Below are 237 nucleotides of genomic sequence, written 5' to 3'. Positions count from 1 at the left end.
GTAAAAACGCGTCTGCTGGCACGTAGTAAGCAGTCGCTTTCTCGTTAGGTACCGACAAGGTACCAGCAGATACTCTGGTACTTCATCATCCCAAACAACAGAACTTTACGACCCGAAGGCCATCTTCGTTCACGAGGCTTTGCTCCGACACAAATTCGTCCATTGCGGAACATTCCCTACTGCTGACACCCGTAGGAGTCAGGGCCGAGTCTCAGTCACAGAGTGGCCGATAACCAT

At 51.5% G+C, this 237-nt stretch carries 1 rRNA gene; it reads right to left on the bottom strand.

Annotation, left to right across the window (positions count from 1 at the left end):
* Positions 1-237, bottom strand: a 16S ribosomal RNA gene (locus ACYP5M_RS26745); the annotation flags it as partial.

This window comes from Peribacillus sp. N1 (assembly GCF_054600815.1).
The sequence above is the reverse complement of the archived record's forward strand: the minus strand, read 5'-3'. Positions and strand labels throughout refer to the sequence as shown.